The sequence below is a fragment of the Zhihengliuella flava genome (genome assembly GCF_015751895.1).
GTDB classification, from domain to species: Bacteria; Actinomycetota; Actinomycetes; order Actinomycetales; family Micrococcaceae; genus Zhihengliuella; species Zhihengliuella flava.
Genome location: NZ_JADOTZ010000001.1, coordinates 1,100,800 through 1,118,688 on the forward strand (window position 1 = coordinate 1,100,800; position 17,889 = coordinate 1,118,688).

The following is a 17,889-nucleotide window of genomic DNA, read 5'->3' on the forward strand; positions in this document are numbered from 1 at the left end:
GCGGCTGTAGCTCAATGGTAGAGCCTCTGCTTCCCAAGCAGATGACGCGGGTTCGATTCCCGTCAGCCGCTCGCCCGTCGCGGGAGGCCCACGGCCTCCCGCGATTTTTTTCACTGCCAGCCACCGATCACCCCGGCCAGGACCGAACCGGCGGGCCCGCACCGGGCCCATGAGCTGCACCACAGCCACGTTCAGGGGCGGGGCGTAGAATGGACTCGCCATGAAACGCACCATGTTCAAGTCAAAAATCCACCGTGCCACCGTGACGCAGGCCGACCTGCACTACGTCGGCTCCGTCACGGTTGACTCCGACTTGCTTGACGCCGCGGACATCCTCCCGGGCGAGCTGGTCCACATTGTCGACGTCACGAACGGCGCGCGGCTGGAGACCTACACCATTGCGGGCGAGCGCGGCAGCGGCGTGATCGGCATCAATGGCGCGGCCGCCCACCTCATCAACCCGGGCGACACGGTGATCCTGATCAGCTACGCGGAGATGGACACCGCCGAGGCCCGCGAGTACGTACCCCGCGTGGTACACGTCAACGAATCCAACGAGATGATCCAGCTGGGCGAGGACCCGGCGGAGGCCATCGTCGAGTCCGTCTCCCGGCCGCCGCATTCGCTGGCCGCTGGCGCCCACGCCTAATCCTTGTTCGGGGTCCTGTCCGGGTTCGCCGTCGTCTGGACGGTCATCCTGGTCGGTTACGCCGTCGGGCGCGCCGGCGTGCTGGGACCGCACGCCCGGTATGTCCTGAACCGGCTGACCTTCTTTGTGGCCAGCCCGGCGCTGCTCTTCACCACCCTCTCCGACTCGGAACCAGCCACCGTCCTAGGGCCAGCCCTGTGGGTCGCCGCCCTGTCGGCGGCGATCGTGGCTCTCGTCTATTTCCTCATCACGCGGTGGTGGTTGCGCCGCGAACCCGCCGAGGCGGCCATCGGCTCGATGAGCGCGGCCACCGTCAACTCGGCGAACCTCGGCATCCCGATTGCCGTCTACGTCCTCAATGACATCACTCAGGCGGCCCCGGTCATTCTGTTTCAGTTGGCGCTGCTCAGCCCCGTGTTCCTCACCATTCTGGATTCGACGACGTCCGCCCACCGCACCACGCCCACCGCGATGTTTGTCCAGACCGCGCGAAACCCGATGATCGTTGGTTCCCTGCTGGGCCTCGTCTTTGCGATTCTCGGCTGGGAGTTGCCGCAGCAACTCGCGGACCCGGTGGAGCTCATCGGCAATGCGTCGATTCCGGCGATGCTCATCGCCTTCGGCATCTCCCTCGTGGGTTCCCGCCCGCTGTCCGCGGCCGGCGGCCGCCGTGCCGACACCCTCTTGGCGTCGGCCCTGAAACTGGTGGTGCATCCGGTGATCGCGTGGCTGCTAGGGGCCTTCGTGTTCGGGCTCGAGGACACGCTCCTCTTCGCCGTCGTCGTCATGGCCGCGCTGCCCACCGCCCAGAATGTCTTTGTCACGGCGTCGCGGTACGAGCGCGGCACCGTGATCGCCAAGGACACCGTTCTGGTGACCACCGTCGTCGCCATCCCGGCGATGATGCTGGTCCCCTTGTTGCTGCCGCACTAGCCGCGCACACGGCCGGGGCGCCCGCTCGACACTAGCGGCCAACCAGACCTTGTGGTCATACTTCGGAATACACGCGGCGCTCCGAGCGCTGAAGAGTGTTAGCTTCACTTGCTGACCCACCACTGAGACGCCGAAGGATTCGACATGAGACGTCATACCCCCACCCTGCCGATCCGCCGCGCGCTCGGCGTGGCCGCCACCGCGGCCGCCGCCCTGACGCTGGCCGCGTGCGGTTCCACCGACACCGAAACCGCCGACAACTCAACGGCCAGCGCCGAGGGCGTCGTCTGGGAGGACGTCGCCTCCGCCGGGGTCCTGCAAGTCGGCACCGAGGGCACGTACCGCCCGTTTTCCTACCACGAGGGTGGGACGGGAGAAATTACCGGGTATGACGTCGAGGTCATCAAGGCCGTCGGTGAGAACCTGGGGATCGAGATCGAGTTCAACGAGACCCAGTGGGACGGCATGTTCGCGGGCCTCGACGCCGGCCGGTTCGACACGATCGCCAATCAGGTCACCATGACCGAGGAACGGCAAGCCGACTACCTCTTTACCGACCCGTACACGGTGAGCACCGGCGTCGTCGTCACGCGCGCCGACGACGACTCGGTCTCCACGTTCGCCGACCTCGAGGGCAAGACGACCGCGCAGTCCCTCTCCAGCAACTGGCGCACTCTCGCCGAGGATTCCGGCGCTGACGTGGAGCCCGTGGAGGGATGGGACCAGTCCGTATCACTGCTGGAGCAGGGCCGCGTGGACGCCACGATCAATGACAAGCTGACGGTCTTGGACTACCTGAACGTCAAGGGCAACGAGAACATCAAGATCGCCGCGGAGACGGAGGAATCCTCCACCGTGGGCTTCGTGTTCCCCCAGGGTTCGGAAACCACGGTGGAGAAGTTCAACGAGGCCCTGAGCGAACTGGCCGCCGACGGCACGCTCACGGAGATCTCCGAGGAGTTCTTCGGCGACGACGTCTCCCAGTAGCCCATGGATCCGAACGCGCCCGCCTGGGAGCTTTTTCTCTCCTCGCTCGGCCCCATTGCGCTCGAGGGCCTGCGGGGCACCCTGCCGCTGACGCTCGCCAGCTTTGCCTTGGGCTTGGTGTTAGCGCTCGTGGTGGCCCTGATGCGGATTAGCAAGAACCGAATCCTGGCCTCGATCGCGAGGGTCTACATCTCGATCATTCGCGGCACCCCGCTGCTGGTGCAGCTGTTCGTGATCTTCTACGGCCTGCCCTCGATCGGCGTGACCATCGATCCGTGGCCGAGCGCGATCATCGCGTTTTCCCTCAACGTGGGCGGCTATGCGGCGGAGGTAATCCGCGCGGCCATCCTCTCCGTACCCAAGGGGCAATGGGAGGCCGGGTACACCATCGGGATGTCCCGGACGACGACGCTGCGCCGGTTGATCCTGCCACAGGCGGCACGCGTGTCCGTGCCGCCGCTGTCCAACACGTTCATCTCGCTGGTGAAAGACACCTCGCTCGCCTCCCTCATCCTCGTGACCGAGGCGTTCAAGACGGCCCGCGAGATCGCCACGTTTACCAACGAATTCATGGTCATCTACCTGGCGGCGGCACTGGTGTACTGGGTGTTCTGCACGATCCTCTCCGCCGGTCAGTCCCAGCTGGAAAAGAGGTTGGATCGCTATGTCGCCCACTGAGCCCGCCCTTCTGGAAGTCACCGGCCTGCAAAAGTCCTTTGGGGATCACGAGGTGCTCACCTCCATCGACCTCTCGGTGTCTGCTGGCCGGGTTCTGGCCCTCATCGGTCCCTCCGGTTCGGGCAAGACGACGGTGCTGCGCTGCCTCAACGGCCTCGAGGTCCCGGACGCCGGGACGGTGGCGTTCGATTCCGGCCCGTCGGTCACGTTCTCCGCGTCCACCACCAAGCGCGAGAAGGACAGCCTGCGCTCCCGCAGCGCCATGGTGTTTCAGGGCTACAACCTCTTCCCGCACATGACGGTGCTCCAGAACGTCATCGAAGGGCCCGTGACCGTGCAGAAGCGACCCCGCCAAGAGGCGATCGCCCAGGCCGAGCGCCTGCTCGAACGCGTCGGCCTCTCGGCCAAAAAGGACGCCTATCCGCACGAGCTCTCCGGCGGCCAGCAGCAGCGCGTCGGCATCGTCCGGGCGCTCGCGCTCGAGCCCTCACTGCTGCTCTTCGACGAGCCGACCTCTGCCCTAGACCCGGAACTCGTCGGCGACGTGCTGACCGTCATCAAAGAGCTCGCCGAGGAGGGGTGGACCATGCTGCTGGTCACCCACGAGCTGGCGTTTGCCCGCGAGGTCGCCGACGAGGTGGTCTTCATGGACGACGGCGTGGTGGTCGAGCGAGGGCACCCGGATCAGGTCCTGCGCGATCCGCAGCAAGAGCGCACCCAGCGCTTCGTGCACCGCCTGCTCAACCCGTTCTAGCGCGCCGGGGCGCCCGGGCGCGGGCGCCCCGGCGTCAGACGGCCGTGGGCACCGCGCCGACCGCCCGGACCGTCGCCAGAGCGGCCTCAAGGTCCGCGAGCAGGTCCGCCGCGTCCTCGATGCCAACGGACAGGCGCACGAGGTCCGTCGGTGCTGCCAGCGGCGTTCCCTTCACCGACGCGTGGGTCATCTCCGAGCAGTAACAGGCGAGGGATTCGACGCCGCCGAGGCTCACCGATAAGGCGAAGAGCCGCGTGGACTCCGCGAACGTTCGTGCCGCACGCTCCGAACCGAAACGCAGCGAGACGATGCCCCCGAACCCGCTCATCTGCTCCCGCGCCAGCTCGTGACCCGGGTGGGTCACCAGCCCGGGGTAGAGCACCTCGGTGATCGAGTCCGCTGTGCTAGCCCACTGCGCCACCGTCGCCGCGTTCTGCTGGTGCCGCTCCATGCGCAGGCCCAAGGTCTTCAGGCCGCGGGCCGCGAGGTAGGAATCCTGCGGGCCGGCGACCGCTCCCCCGGCGAATTGCTGGAACCCCACCGCTTCGGCGAGCGCCTGGCCCCGGAACGCGCGGTCTGCGACCACCACCACGCCACCGAGGACGTCCGAATGCCCACCGATGTATTTCGTGGCCGAGTGAACCACCACGTCCGCCCCGAGGTCGAGCGGCCGCTGCAGAAACGGCGTCGCAAAGGTGTTGTCCACCACCAGCAGCGCCTCGGCGTCGTGCGCAACGCGCGCCCACGCGCGGATGTCCGCGATCGCCAGGCGCGGGTTCGACGGCGTCTCGAGCCACAACAGGGCCGTGTTCTCCCGCACCGCAGCGGCAACGGCGGCGGGATCGGTGATCTCCACGGGCGTGTTGGACACGCCCCAGCGCCCCAGCACTTGGTTGATCAGGCGATTGGTGCCGCCGTACCCGTCGCCGCCGAGCACCACGTGGTCCCCGGGGCCGAGCACGGCGTGCAGCAAAGCGTCCTCGGCGGCGATCCCGGAGGCGAACGCGAAGCCCGCGGCCCCGCCCTCCAGCGCGGCGATCTGGGCCTCGAAGCCGCCGCGCGTCGGGTTGGAACCGCGGGAGTACTCGTGGCCGCCGCGCAGCACGTTGATGCCGTCCTGAACAAACGTGGACGTCTGGTAGATCGGCGGAATCACGGCCCCTGTCAGCGGGTCCGGCTCTTGGCCGGCATGGACGGCGGTGGTGTTGAATCCGGTACTCATGCGCGGACGCTTCCTTCCGTGGTCAGGGTGGAGGAGTGAACGGTCAGCAGGGCCTGATCCAGATCGGCGATGAGGTCCGCGGGGTCCTCCAACCCCACGGAAAGCCGGACGGTGGTGTCGCTGATGCCGGCGGCTGCCCGCGCCGCGGCCCCCATCCGGCAGTGGGTCATCGCGGCCGGGTGGGCCACGAGGGAGCGGGTGTCACCGAGGTTGGCCACCAGCTTGAAGACGCCGAGTGCGTCGATGAAGCGCTCCACGACCCCCGCCGCATCCGAGCCGTCGCCAGCGGCGAGATCGAACGCGAACACGGCACCGGTGCCAGCCGAGAAGTCCCGCGAGGCCACCGCCACGGAAGGGTGCTCCGGGTGGCGTGCGGCCCGCACGGCAGGGTGGTGGACGGCTGCGACGGCCGGATGCTCCGCCAGGTGCCGCGCCAGAACCTCGGCATTGGCGCTGTGCTGGGCCATGCGCAGGGGCAGGGTCTCGATACCGCGGCTAATCTCCGCGGCCGCCGCCGGAGCGATGCAGGGCCCGACATCGTGCAGGTACTTGCTACGCACCAGCATCGCGAACGCCAGCTGCCCGTACCGCTGCACCAGCGTCTGGTCCCCGACGTAGCGCTCCTTTGGCCCCGCCAGTTGCTGCCACTTGGCGGGATCCGCCGCCCAATCGAACCGGCCGGCGTCCACGATGACCCCGCCCAAGGCGGCGCCGTGGCCGCCAAGGAACTTGGTGGCCGAGTGCACGACGACGTCGGCCCCGTGGGCGATCGGGTTCAGCAGTGCCGGCGTGGCGAGCGTGTTGTCCACGACCAGCGCCGCCCCGGCCGCGTGCGCGAGGTCAGCAATCGCGGGCACATCCGCGGGCTCCGCCAACGGATTCGAGATGGATTCCACCAGGACCGCCCGGGTCTGCGGACCGATGGCCTCGCGCCAGGCGTCGAGATCGTGCTGGTCCACGAAGTCCACGTGGTACCCGAAGTCCGCGAACGTGTCCGTCAGCAGGTCCACCGTTCCCCCATACAGCTGGCGGGCCGCCACCAGATGGCGCGGACCGGCGTCGTACCCCGGGCCGCCGGGACGTTCAGCGTCGCCGCGGCCGGCGAGCGCCATGAGGGCCAGCGCGACGGCGGACTGACCGGAGGCGGTGGCGACGGCGGCGACGCCGCCCTCCAGCGCCGCGAGGCGCTGCTCCAGCACTGCGACGGTGGGGTTGCCGGTCCGCGTGTAGGTGAACCCGGCTCGCGTCAGGGCAAACATTTCCGCGGCCGCGGCGTAGGACTCGAACTCGTACGCTGTACTCGCGTAGACCGGCGTGGCCACGGGGTAGTGCGGGCCGGCGGGGGTGTAGCCGGCGTGAATGCTGGTGGTCGAACTCATGAGGGGCTCCTCAGCTCGTCGGTGGTGTGCTGATCGTCGGCGGCGGGCCGGGCGCTGCCTGCGTGGGCGTCGGCGCCCGGCCCGCCGTGGGTGCTCGCGGCGAGCGGGCCGTTAGGCCGGCTGGGCGGCCAGGTCCACGGAGCGGACCGAGGCGGTGGCGGCGACGAGGTTCTTCAGCGAGGCCACCGTCTCCTCGTACCCGCGGGTCTTCAGCCCGCAGTCCGGGTTCACCCAAAGCTGGCGCTCTCCGACGCTGGCGAGGGCGATGCGCAGCAGCTCCTCCACTTCGCCGGCCGAGGGCACGCGGGGCGAGTGGATGTCATAGACGCCGGGACCCACACCGCGGCCGAACCCGAACTCCTGCAGGTCCGCCGCGACCTCCATCTTGGAGCGGGCCGCCTCGATGGAGGTGACGTCCGCGTTCAGGCCGTCAATTCCGGAGATCACCTCGCCGAACTCCGAGTAGCAGAGGTGGGTGTGAATCTGCGTGTCCACGCGGACGGAAGAGGTGGCCAGCCGGAACGCGTTGACGGACCAGTCCAGGTAGGCCGGCTGGTCGGCCGCGCGCAGCGGCAGCAGTTCGCGCAACGCGGGCTCGTCCACCTGAATGGCGGCGATGCCAGCGGCCTCCAGGTCAGCGACCTCGTCGCGCAGGGCCAGCGCCACCTGATTGGCCGTCTCGGCGAGCGGCTGATCGTTGCGAACGAACGACCACGCGAGGATGGTCACCGGCCCGGTGAGCATCCCCTTGACCGGCTTCTGGGTGAGTGACTGCGCGTACTCGATCCACGGGACGGTGAACGCCTCCGGCCGCGACACATCGCCCCACAAGATGGAGGGGCGGGTGCAGCGCGAGCCGTAGGACTGCACCCAGCCGTGCTCCGTGGCCGCGAACCCGTCAAAGTTCTCCGCGAAGTACTGGACCATGTCATTGCGCTCCGGTTCGCCGTGCACCAGCACGTCGAGACCGATCTCCTCCTGCAGGTCGATGACCCGCTTGATCTCCGCGCGGAGAAACTCGTCATACTCCTCATTCGTCAGCGATCCGGCGCGGTGGGCGGCACGGGCCTTGCGGACCTCGCCCGTCTGCGGGAAGGAACCGATGGTGGTGGTCGGCAGCGCCGGCAGGCTCAGGCGCTCGGCCTGGGCCGCCGCCCGATCGGCGGCATCGGCGCGGGTCGCGTCCTCGGTCGTGATGGCCGCGGTGCGCTGCCGCACCTCGGCGCGCCGCACGCCCTCGGCCGCGGCACGCTCGGCCTTCGCGTCCTCCGACTCCTGGATCTGAGCCGCGACCTCGGCCGAGCGGTTCGGGCCCTGCTCGACGCCGGCGGCCAGCGTCAGCACCTCGCTCACCTTCTGGTCGGCGAACGCCAGCCAGTGCGGCAGCGGGGACGGCAGGTTGGTCTCAGCGGCGACGTCGTGCGGGACGTGCAGCAGGGAGGTGCTGGTGGCCACCGAGGCATCTGCCTCGAGGGAGGTGAGCAAGTCAGCGGAGGCGGCCAGATCGTTCCGCCAGACGTTGCGTCCGTCCACGATGCCGGCGACGAACCGGGTGTCCCCCAGCGCCTGCAGCGCCTCGGTGCCGGGGCGTGCGCCGCGAACGAGGTCCGCGTGGACGGCATCGACGCCGGCGGCGGCGAGTTCGGCGAGCGCCTGCCCCGGCGCGGCCGGGTCGCCCGCCGTGCCGTAGCCCGTGGTGACGAACAGTCCCGGGCGGGTGCCGGCGTCGTACCCCGCGGCATCGGCGAGCTCGCGGTAGGCGAGCACGGCGTCGTCAACGTGGGCGCTGCCGTGCTCGGTGGTGAGGGCTGGCTCGTCCAGCTGCACCCAGTCGGCCCCCGCGTCGGCCAGCTGCGCGATGACGCCGCGGTAGGCCGCGACGACGTCGTTCAGGCGATCGATCGGCCGGAAGGTCTCCGGCGCGCCGTCGGCCGCCTTTGCCAAGAGCAGGTAGGTCACGGGCCCGACGAGCACGGGGCGGAGCGTGGCGCCGCGGGCCCGATGGCGCCGCACGATCCCGGCGAGGCGGTCGGCCAGCGCGGCAAAGCTGGTCTCCGGTCCGATCTCGGGGACCAGGTAGTGATAGTTCGTGTCGAACCACTTGGTCATCTCCAGCGGGGCGCGCTCGGCGTCACCGCGGGCCAGCGTGAAGTACGCGTCGAGGCCAATTTCCCCGCCCGGCCCGGCCAGGTCAGCAAATCGGGCCGGGAGGGCGCCCAAGGCGGCCGTGGTGTCCAGCACCTGGTCGTACAGCGCAAAGTCCGCGGGAATGGCCGAGGACTCGGTCAGACCCAGCGCGCGCAGCCGCTCCACGGTGGCGTCCTGCAGCGACGCGGCGGCGGACTCCAGCTCCGCCTCGGTGCTGCGGCCGGCCCAGTAGGACTCGACGGCGCGCTTGAGCTCGCGCCGGGGGCCGATGCGCGGGTAGCCGAGGATGGTGGCGTTCGGGAACGTGGTCATGGTGACTCCTAGGGTGAGTGGGTTGAAATCAAAGGGAATGTGTTGGTGTGGCGGCCGGCTCAGGCGTGGGCGAGCGGCCGGTTCGCGGCCTCCGCGTAGGCGCTAGCCAACGCATTGGCGTCGCCGAAATCTGCGCCCGCCGCGTCCGCCGTCCCGGCGCCCGTGAGGCCGAGCTGGTCCACGACGGCGACGGAATCCACCGCGTCGTTGAACGTGTACAGGTGCAGGCCGGGGGCTCCTGCCACGAAGGCTTCATGGGCCAACGCGGCCGCGTGGTCGATCCCGATGCGGCGACGCTCGGCATCAGTCGACGCCCGCTCCAGCCGTGCCAGCAGCGCGGCGTCGGGGGCCAGCCCGGCCAGTTCCGCCAGCCGGGTCAGCCGCCGCACACTGTTGACGGGCATGATCCCCGGCACGATGGGGATCCGTACCCCGGCGGCGCGGGCGGCCGCCACGAGGTGGGCGTATTCGGCCGCGTCGAAGAAAATCTGGGTAATGGCAAAGTTCGCGCCCGCCCGTTCCTTGGCCAGCAACACCTCGACGTCGTGTTGGAAGCTCGGCGACTCGGGGTGGCGCGTGGGGTACGCGGCCACACCGATCGCCAGCCGCCCCGCGGCCAGCGAGGCGGAGCGGCGCGCCTCCACCTCGCGGATCAGCTCCACGAGGTACCGGGCGAAGGGCAGCTCGCCCGGCCCGACGGCGTCGTGCCCCGGGGGTAGATCGCCGCGCAGGGCCAACACCCCGCGCACCCCGAGTGCCACGAGGTGATTGACCAGGCGGTCCAGGGAGGCGCGGCTCTCCCCCACGCACGTCAGGTGGGCCAGCGGGCGCAGTCGGGTGTGTTCGATCAGGTGTCCGATCAGCTCGACGGAGGCCCGCCGCCGGGCGGGGCTCCCGTTGTAGGTGACGGACACGTAGTCGGGTGCCGTGGCCTCCAGCGCCGCAATCGTCTCGACGAGGCTGCCGGCGGCCGCCTCATTCCGGGGCGGATAGAGCTCGTAGGACAACGACGGTGCCGTCGATGCCTGCAGATCTGTCATCGTCTCTCCTCGCAGTTAGTGCGAAGGAGTACGCCACGCACACCCACCGGGTACGACGACGGTGGGCGTGGGGACCGTGGATGCGTCTCCATCGCTTCTGGCGGTAGCACCGTTCCGAGCCGGCAGGGCCGGGTCCGGATGGTTGCTGCGGCGTCGTCGAGCCAGATCTCTCAGCCGCTCTGGATGGGTTGTGGAACCAGACTGCGGTGCCGGCGGGAGAACGGACAAATGAGTCGGCGGCGGGCGCTTCACAGTGCTGCACATGACCCGCGATGACTCCGTGTGGCCGGATGTGTCCCCCGGAAATCCGGGGTGCCGCGTCTCACGCGCGTCATAAGACGTGATGATGACGCGGTACGTCGCGGTGTACCCGCGCCTGCGCCGGGAAACCGGCCGCGCCCGCAAAGAACGGCCGCAGCCTGCGCCGCTGGTAGCGTATGGCCCGTGCACACCACGATCCGAGCGCGGCTTCGCAGGGTCATCGCCATCTGGGCGGTGGCCCTGATCGTCGTCCTCGTGGCGGCCGGCGTGGCCATCGCCGTCGTCAATGCCAAGCACTTTGGTCCCGAACGCGTGGTGGCTGACTACGTGGCCGCTCTCCAGGAGGGCGACGGCGCCACCGCGCTCGGCTACCTCAACCTCGACGCCCCGGCCGAAGGCAATGGCCTGATGCTCTCCCGCGAACCGCTGGCGGCCTCCGCTGCGGCCCTCGGCGACGTGCAGATCGAGGAAGAAGACCGGGAGGGGGACCGCGCGTCTGTGCGGGTCTCCTACGGCGTAGAAGGCCGCGGCTACCACACCGACTTCCGGCTGGTGCGCACCGGCCAGCAGTGGCTGTTCTTCGACCAGTGGGACTTGCAGGTGGGAAAGCTGCCGCAGGTGCAGGTCAACGCGGCCAACACCACGGACGTTGTGGTCAACGGGACTGAGGCACCGCTCGAGGCCGGCGCGGCGACCTTCCCGGTCCTCCCGCCGGCGATCGTCACCGCGTCCTTTGAGCAGCAATTCTTCCGGGCGGAGGAAACCAGCCGCATTGTCACCGAGTACAGCGACGCCGAGGATCCCGTTCAGTTGGTGTCACAGCCCACTCAGGCGCTGACGGATGAGGTGGATCAGCAGGTGCGCGCCTACCTCGACGGGTGTACCGAGCAGCAAGTCCTCATGCCCGCCGGTTGCCCGCTGGCGTATGACACCGTCGACCGGGTGGACGCCAGCACCATCGACTGGGAGGTCGAGCGGTATCCGGAGATCCAGATCACGGGGTTCGACGGCGGCTGGGTCCTCGCCCCGCTGGAGGCGGACGTCTCCCTCCAGCTCACGGAACAGGACCTAGCCACCGGAGCGATGACGGACGTGGACGTGACGGAGACCTACACGTTCACTGCAAAGCTCGACGTGTCGACGTCGAACGTGACCGTCACCCCCGTCGCCGTCGAATAGCGCGCTACTTCACCGCGGGCAGCGAACCGGTGGCGGGGTTGTCATCCCGGATGACGAACCGCCCGCGCAGCACCAAGTACAGCGCCCACGCCCCGGCGAGGAGGGCAACGCCAGAGCCGAGCCCCACGGCCCAGCGCGCGCCGAGCGTGTCCCCGATGAAGCCAATCAGCGGCGCCCCAATCGGCGTCCCGCCTTGGACGACCGCCATGTAGACCGCCAGCACGCGGCCCCGATACTGCGGTGCCACGGACAGCTGAATGGACGTGTTGCAGCCGTTGAGGAACGTCACCGCCCCGAGGCCGACGGGCACCAGCGTGAGCGCATACCACCAGAAGGACGGCATGAGCGCACCGGCGACGCCAGCCACCCCGAACACGACGGCGCCGCCGACGAGGTAACGGAGCCGGAACCGGCCACGGCGGGCCGCCCAGAGCGCCGCGCCGAGCGTGCCGACGGCGGTGATGGAGCCGAGGACTCCGTACTCGGTGGGACCGCGGCCGAACACGCTGGTGGCCATCATGGCGTTCGTGATCTGGAAATTGAATCCAAACGTGCCCACAAGGAACGCCATCGTCAGGATCACGATCAAGTCCGGACGGCCGGCGATGTAGGCGAGGCCTTCGCGGATCTGGCGCTTGCCGCGCGGGGTTGGCTCCGCCCGGTACAGCGCGGCAACATTCATGCGGGAGATGCCGAAGAGCACGGCCGCGAAGCTCGCGGCGTTGAGGAGAAAGGCCGGGCCGGTGCCCACCCACGCGATGATGAGGCCGGCGACGCCCGGGCCAGCCAGGCGGGCGAGGTTGAAGGAGGCGCTGTTCAGGGCGACGGCGTTGGGAATGTCCTTTTTGGCGACGACCTCGGAGACGAACGCCTGCCGCGCCGGGGCATCAAACGCGCTGCCGACGCCGAGCGCCAGCGCGATGACGTACACGTGCCACAGTTCGGCCGTCTCGGTGACCACGAGCAGGCCCAAGATCAGCGCGGTGAGGCCCATGGCCGTCTGCGTGATCATGAGCAACCGGCGCTTGTCATACCGGTCCGCGATGAGCCCGGCCCATGCGCCGATGAAGAGGATCGGGAGGAACTGCAGGCCCGTGGTGATACCCACGGCGGTGCCGTTCTGATCCGTGAGGACGGTGAGTACCAGCCAGTCCTGGGCGACGCGCTGCATCCACGTGCCGATGTTGGATACCAGCGCCCCGGCCACCCACAAGCGATAGTTCGGGCTTTTCAGTGCGCTGAACATCGTGGGCACGTCGGCTGGCACGCTCCTTGCGAGATGAAGGCGGGGTAAACGAGAACCACCCTAGTAGTTACTGAGAGCAACTACTAGGGTGGCCGTCACACTCGGCTGACCGAGGGCGCGATTAGTCGAGCCCGCGGAGGTCCAGCGTCAGGCCCGTGTCACCGTCCTCGTCGAGGACCACAGGGATGCCCCAGTCTTGCTGGTACAGGTGGCACGCGGCGTGATCCGGGATATCACCGCCGGGCTCGCCGTCGCACGCCGCCGCGCGGGCGGTGATGTGCAGGACGCCGCCGTCGAGCTCCGGGTTGAGCGTCAGCGTGCGGGTCAGGCCCGTGGTGGTGCCGCCACCGTCGAGCACCAGGTTCTCCGGAGAGGAGGAAATCTTCAGCTGGGTCGGGTCGCCCCAGCGGTCGTCCAGCTTCTGGCCCTTGGGGGCGGAGAACCGCACCACGACTTCGTGTGCGCCGGCGGCGACGGGCGTGGCGGCGCGCTGCGTCTGCGCGGCGCCTTCATCCACGATGAGCGCTTCCTTCGGCAGCGGCAGGCGCACCAGCTGATGCTGGTTGGTTTCAACGACCAGCAGGACCGGGCCCCCGTCCACCGAGGTATCCAGCAGGACGTCGCTCGGCTCGGCCAGCCCGCGGCCCAGCGTGGAGACCGTCCGCGTCACCGGGTCGTAGCGGCGCACGGCCCCGTTGTAGGTGTCGGCGATGGCGACGGACCCGTCCGGCAGCACGGCCACGCCGAGCGGGTGCTGCAAGCGCGCCTGCCCCGCCTCGCCATCGCGGAACCCAAAGTCGAACAGCCCCTCGCCAACGCCGGTTTCCACGGCGGCGACGGCGCCGTCGTCGTTCAGGCGGAGCACGCGCAGCGCGGAGGTTTCCGAGTCGGCCACCCAGACATCTCCCGCTGCGTCGAGCGCGAAGCCGGAGGACTGGGCGAACCATGCGGCGTCGGGCCCACCGTCCTGCAGGCCCTCGGTGCCGGTGCCGGCGAACACGGCGACCGCCCCGCTGACGGGATCAAAGCTAAAGATCTGGTGCGTGCCGGCCATCGCGATGATCACGGCACCGGCCTTGTCAGACCAGACGACGTCCCAGGGCGAGGACAGCGACGTGTTCAGCGGATCCGCACCCAAGTCCGAGACCCAGGCTCCGGACTCATTGGCGCGGGCGGAGGCGACGTCGAGCAGGCGCTGGACGCCATTGCCGGCGATCGTGGTGACGGCGCCGGTGCCTAGGTGCACCCCGCGGAGGCGGTGGTTCACCGTATCCGCCACGACGACGTCGTACCCCACCTGCTCCGCCACAGCGGCGGGCAGCACCGTGAGGCCCTGAGGTTCGTTGAAGCGCGCAGCGTCCGGGCCGCCATCGGCGTGGCCCTTGACGCCCTCCCCGATAGTGCGCACCACGGTCGTGGCGTCGGCGGCAAGCTCGACGAGGCGGTGGTGGCCGGAGTCTCCGACGAGGAAATGGCCGTTCTCCAGCGCGATCGCCTTGCCGGGGAAGCGCAGGTCCCCGTCGCGCGCAGGCGGGGCCACGTAGGGGCCATCGCCGCGGTGCAGGGTGCCCTTGGCCTCGTGCTCGGCGACGAGCTCCTCTACGAGGACCTCGAGGCCGTTGGCGTGGCCCTCACCGGTCAGGTGGGCGGCGATGTAGCCTTCAGGGTCAACGACGACGAGGGTCGGCCACGCGCGCGCCGTGTACGCCTGCCACGTCGTCAGTTCGGGGTCGTCGAGGACGGGGTGGTGGATCTCGTAGCGCTCGACGGCGGCGGCGAGCGCGTCCGGATCCGCCTCGTGCTCAAACTTTGGCGAGTGCACGCCCACGATGACGAGCTCTTCCGCGAACTTCTCCTCGAGCGGCCGCAGCTCATCGAGGACGTGGAGGCAGTTGATGCAGCAAAACGTCCAGAAATCGAGGACGACGATCTTGCCGCGCAGGTCCTCGAGGGTGATGTTTTCCCCACCCGTGTTCAGCCACCCGCGGCCGATGAGCTCTGAGGCGCGGACGCGGTAGCTCGCGCGGACGGATTCGGCGCTGGCGGCGGAGGTGTGGGTCTGGGTCACCGTGGGACTCCTCGTTGTCGGCTGACGTTGATTTCGGGACAACTCATTATCGCCCGCCATGATTCCCGCTCGGGCCTCGATGACGGCGTGAGACTGCTAACGTCGCCGGCGGCCCAACGTGCGCTAGCCCTCCTGCTGCGCTTCCAGTTCGAGGACCGTGACCTCCAAGACAGACTCGGCCATCTGCCGGAACTCGGTGTCCTGAATATTCTCGGGGCCGATGAAGGACACCATGGCCACGTAGTCCCCCGCCTCGCGGATCAGCACGAGCGACTGCTGCTTCAAGTCCTCGTCATTCGGGAATCGGGACCAAAAGAGCGCCGAATCGACGTCGTAGCCCGTCTCCACGGTGCGGAAGGTCAAGGGGCCGTTGGCCGGCGTGACCGCACCGTCTTCGCCGGGCTTGGTCACGTTCAGCGTCACGGAGGAGCACTCGGTGAGCAACCGCTGCACCACCTCATAGTGGGATTGAAGCTGCCCCGGGTCGTCATTCTTCGCCACCTCCACGGTGCCGATCGCGCTGACACCCTCGGCGGTGAATTGACTCAGCGCGGCGTCCTCAACCGAGCCGGCGAGGAGCGTCGGCGACCAGTTCAGCTGCGTCAGCGGGTCCTGACAGGCCGACGGCGCCACGACCACGTCTTCCAGCGCGTCCGCCGGATCCTCGCGGAGCGCCGTCAGGTCCTCGCTGCGGGCGTCGGAGGACAGGTCAAACCCGAGTCCGCTAGCCTGCAGCACGCCGGCCGTCACGGCCACGCGCGGGATGGTGACCTCCGCCTCGGATTCGGCCGACGCTTCGCCTGAGCCTCCGGGCGACGCCGTGGCCGCCGAATGCACGGCGTCGTCGGGAACATCGCTGCCGGACGGCCCGCCGCAGGCAGACGCTGCCAACAGCGCGACGGCGGCCGCGGAAGCCCAGCCGGCGCGGGTAGCCCGGCGCGTGCCGCTCGAGCGGCCGGGTCCTGGTGCGCGGAGATTAACGGCCACGGATTCCTCGTTCCTGGTCCTGCTGGTTGAGCTGCTGAATCATCTGGTTGTAGGCGGCGAGCTCGGCGTCGTCGTCCCGGTCCGCCTTGCGATCTTGACGCTTGGCCTCACGCTCCGAGGACCTAGACCAGGAGAACATGACCCCGAGAGCCAGCAGCAGTGTGGGCACCTCGCCGATGCCCCACATGGCCCCGGCGCCGAATTTCTGGTCCTCCATCGGGGTGGCGCCCCAGTCGCGGCCCATGTTGCCGAACCAAGAGCCCTGAATGAGCGACTCGCTGCTCATGAGGGAGACGCCGTAGAACGCGTGGAAGCTGATGGTCACCAACAGGATGACGAGGCGCAGCGGGTAGGTCGCCCGCCGTGGCAGGGGGTCGATGCCGATCATGTTCAGCGCAAAGATGTAGCCGGTGAGCAGGAAGTGGAAGTTCATCAGCTCGTGGCCCACGTGCTCTGACAAGGCGAAGCGGAAGAAGTCCGTGTTGTAGAAGACGATGATGGACCCCGCGAAGTTCACCGCCGCGAAGATGGGATGCGTGACCACCTTGGAGAATCGGGAGTGAACTATCGTGAGGATCCACTCGCGCGGCCCGCGGGTGCCATCCGTCCGGGACGGCAGCGCGCGCAGGGCCAGGGTGACGGGCCCGCCGAGGACGAGGAAGTACGGGGCGATCATGGTCAAGGCCATGTGAGCGATCATGTGGGAGGAGAACAGCACCATCCCGTACACGGCCAGCGCGCCGGAGGTGATGTAAAAGACTGCGGCGAGGCCCACGAGCCAGCTCACCAGCCGCATGACTGGCCAGTGATCGCCGCGGCGCCGGACCTGAAGGAACCACCGGATATAGAACACGGCGAGCGCGATGACGATGGCTACCCACAACCAGTCGATCCGCCACTGGGTCCACCACGACTCGGCCGTGAGCTCCGGAGGCAGCTCATACCCGGTGAGGTACCGCGCCGGCGTCGGGTTCTCCGGTTCCAGCTGCGGCACCGGAGGCGCCGTGCGCGCCAGCACGGCCGCCACGGCCATGACGACGGCGATGATGGCCACCTCGACCCCGACGATCCGCCAGGCGGCCTTGGCCGCGGAGAGTTTGCCCGCCAGCAGCTGCGGGATCGTGGCTTGGCGGTGCATCCAGCCGAGCGCGCCCAGGATCAAGGTCAGGGCCACCTTGACGATGAGCAGCACGCCGTACTCGGTGGTGAGCCCCTCCAGCGTGGTGACGCGCAGGGAGGCGCTCACCACGCCGGAGACGGCCACCAGCAGGATGGACAGGGTGGCGAGGGCCGAGAATCGCTGCAGGACGACGCCGGTGAGCACCGGGGTGGGGCTCCCCCACCCGCGGCCCGGGGCGGGGGCATCGAGCAGCCCGGCGAGGCACGCGAGGACCACCAGCCCGCCGACCCACAGGCAGACGCCACCGAGGTGTAGGAGCATCCCGTTGACCGCGGTCCAGTGATCATCAGCGCCGCCAGCGTGGCCAATGAGGGAGAGCGGAACGATCGCCACCAACGCGAACACGGCGCCGAGCGCGATGCCGGTGGCGGAACGGACACCGAAGGACCAGGCGGCGGTGACCGCCGCGATCACCACCATCCAGGCCCACGCCTGACCCGTGCCAATGTTCAGAACGAAGTCCAGCATGCCGCTGGTGTACGCGGGGGTGCCGGCCAGCGGCAGCCCGGAGACGTCGGAGAACGTCAGGACCAGAACCACGGCCGCCGCGACGGTCCAGACGCACGCCGCGATGGCCGCGATGTTCATCGTTCGCTCGAACGCCGGGTGCGCTCCCCCGGCGTCGGAATCCGTCCGCGTGGGCTTCATGCCGCGCGGCAGGATCGCCGCCGCAAACACCAGCGCGCCGATGGTCGTGGCCATCGCCGTGTGGTGGATGGTGCGCGCCAGCGGCAAGCCCCACCGCGTCAGGGCCCCGGGGTCAGCCAGCTGGCCCGCGACGGCCGCGCCCGAGTAGGCGAGCGCGATGACGAGGGCAAGGAGGCCGAGCCCGGCGGCGGGCAGGGTCAGGCGAAGGGGCTTCACAG

At 69.2% G+C, this 17,889-nt stretch carries 14 protein-coding genes, 1 tRNA gene and 1 riboswitch; of the genes, 7 read left to right on the plus strand and 8 right to left on the minus strand.

Translation table 11 applies throughout. From position 1 onward, the window contains the following. From IW252_RS05090 to IW252_RS05115, 6 genes are all read left to right on the plus strand, one after another. Window positions 1–71: transfer RNA gene (locus IW252_RS05090), tRNA-Gly, on the plus strand. Between the two features lie 149 nt (window positions 72–220). After that, the gene (gene panD / locus IW252_RS05095; protein ID WP_196835572.1) at window positions 221–649 is read left to right on the plus strand and encodes an aspartate 1-decarboxylase; all 429 of its coding nucleotides are present in this window, start codon (window positions 221–223) and stop codon (window positions 647–649) included. A 3-nt stretch (window positions 650–652) separates the two neighbouring features. Beyond that, a complete protein-coding gene (locus tag IW252_RS05100; RefSeq protein ID WP_196835573.1) occupies window positions 653–1,582 on the plus strand; it encodes an AEC family transporter in 930 nt (309 codons plus the stop codon). Between the two features lie 144 nt (window positions 1,583–1,726). Beyond that, window positions 1,727–2,569 carry an amino acid ABC transporter substrate-binding protein gene (locus IW252_RS05105; RefSeq protein ID WP_196835574.1) on the plus strand — a complete coding sequence of 281 codons (843 nt, stop codon included), beginning with the start codon at window positions 1,727–1,729 and terminating at the stop codon, window positions 2,567–2,569. Between the two features lie 3 nt (window positions 2,570–2,572). After that, window positions 2,573–3,247, plus strand: coding sequence for an amino acid ABC transporter permease (locus IW252_RS05110; RefSeq protein ID WP_196835575.1), 675 nt, complete (start codon window positions 2,573–2,575; stop codon window positions 3,245–3,247). Next, window positions 3,234–4,001 (plus strand): amino acid ABC transporter ATP-binding protein, encoded by a 768-nt coding sequence (locus IW252_RS05115; protein ID WP_196835576.1) that lies wholly within the window; start codon window positions 3,234–3,236, stop codon window positions 3,999–4,001. The genes IW252_RS05110 and IW252_RS05115 overlap by 14 nt, the downstream gene beginning before the upstream one ends. A gap of 34 nt (window positions 4,002–4,035) precedes the next feature. Here IW252_RS05115 and IW252_RS05120 read toward each other — a convergent pair whose 3' ends face one another. The 4 genes from IW252_RS05120 to IW252_RS05135 all read right to left on the minus strand — a co-directional run bounded on the left by IW252_RS05120 (window position 4,036) and on the right by IW252_RS05135 (window position 10,102). Beyond that, window positions 4,036–5,223 (minus strand): cystathionine gamma-synthase, encoded by a 1,188-nt coding sequence (locus IW252_RS05120; protein WP_196835577.1) that lies wholly within the window; start codon window positions 5,221–5,223, stop codon window positions 4,036–4,038. Continuing rightward, the gene (locus IW252_RS05125; RefSeq protein WP_196835578.1) at window positions 5,220–6,602 is read right to left on the minus strand and encodes an aminotransferase class V-fold PLP-dependent enzyme; all 1,383 of its coding nucleotides are present in this window, start codon (window positions 6,600–6,602) and stop codon (window positions 5,220–5,222) included. Before IW252_RS05125 ends, IW252_RS05120 begins: the two co-directional genes overlap by 4 nt. A 111-nt stretch (window positions 6,603–6,713) precedes the next feature. Next, on the minus strand, window positions 6,714–9,062 hold the full coding sequence (gene metE / locus IW252_RS05130; protein WP_196835579.1) for a 5-methyltetrahydropteroyltriglutamate--homocysteine S-methyltransferase: 2,349 nt from the start codon (window positions 9,060–9,062) through the stop codon (window positions 6,714–6,716). A gap of 59 nt (window positions 9,063–9,121) precedes the next feature. Then, the gene (locus IW252_RS05135; protein WP_196835580.1) at window positions 9,122–10,102 is read right to left on the minus strand and encodes a methylenetetrahydrofolate reductase; all 981 of its coding nucleotides are present in this window, start codon (window positions 10,100–10,102) and stop codon (window positions 9,122–9,124) included. An 85-nt stretch (window positions 10,103–10,187) separates the two neighbouring features. Further along, window positions 10,188–10,292: riboswitch (SAM riboswitch) on the minus strand. 254 nt (window positions 10,293–10,546) lie between these two features. Between IW252_RS05135 and IW252_RS05140 the strand changes: the two genes are divergently transcribed. Then, window positions 10,547–11,542 carry a nuclear transport factor 2 family protein gene (locus IW252_RS05140; RefSeq protein ID WP_196835581.1) on the plus strand — a complete coding sequence of 332 codons (996 nt, stop codon included), beginning with the start codon at window positions 10,547–10,549 and terminating at the stop codon, window positions 11,540–11,542. Between the two features lie 4 nt (window positions 11,543–11,546). On the opposite strand, the gene IW252_RS05145 is transcribed toward IW252_RS05140, so the two are convergent. From IW252_RS05145 to IW252_RS05160, 4 genes are all read right to left on the minus strand, one after another. Beyond that, on the minus strand, window positions 11,547–12,788 hold the full coding sequence (locus IW252_RS05145) for an MFS transporter (protein WP_196837116.1): 1,242 nt from the start codon (window positions 12,786–12,788) through the stop codon (window positions 11,547–11,549). Window positions 12,789–12,909: 121 nt separating this feature from the next. Continuing rightward, entirely contained in the window at window positions 12,910–14,916 is a 2,007-nt protein-coding gene (locus tag IW252_RS05150; protein ID WP_196835582.1) for an NHL domain-containing thioredoxin family protein, read from the minus strand. A 63-nt stretch (window positions 14,917–14,979) separates the two neighbouring features. Continuing rightward, window positions 14,980–15,843 (minus strand): hypothetical protein, encoded by an 864-nt coding sequence (locus tag IW252_RS05155; RefSeq protein WP_196835583.1) that lies wholly within the window; start codon window positions 15,841–15,843, stop codon window positions 14,980–14,982. Beyond that, entirely contained in the window at window positions 15,833–17,887 is a 2,055-nt protein-coding gene (locus IW252_RS05160) for a cytochrome c oxidase assembly protein (RefSeq protein ID WP_196835584.1), read from the minus strand. The genes IW252_RS05155 and IW252_RS05160 overlap by 11 nt, the downstream gene beginning before the upstream one ends. Window positions 17,888–17,889 lie beyond the last annotated feature (2 nt).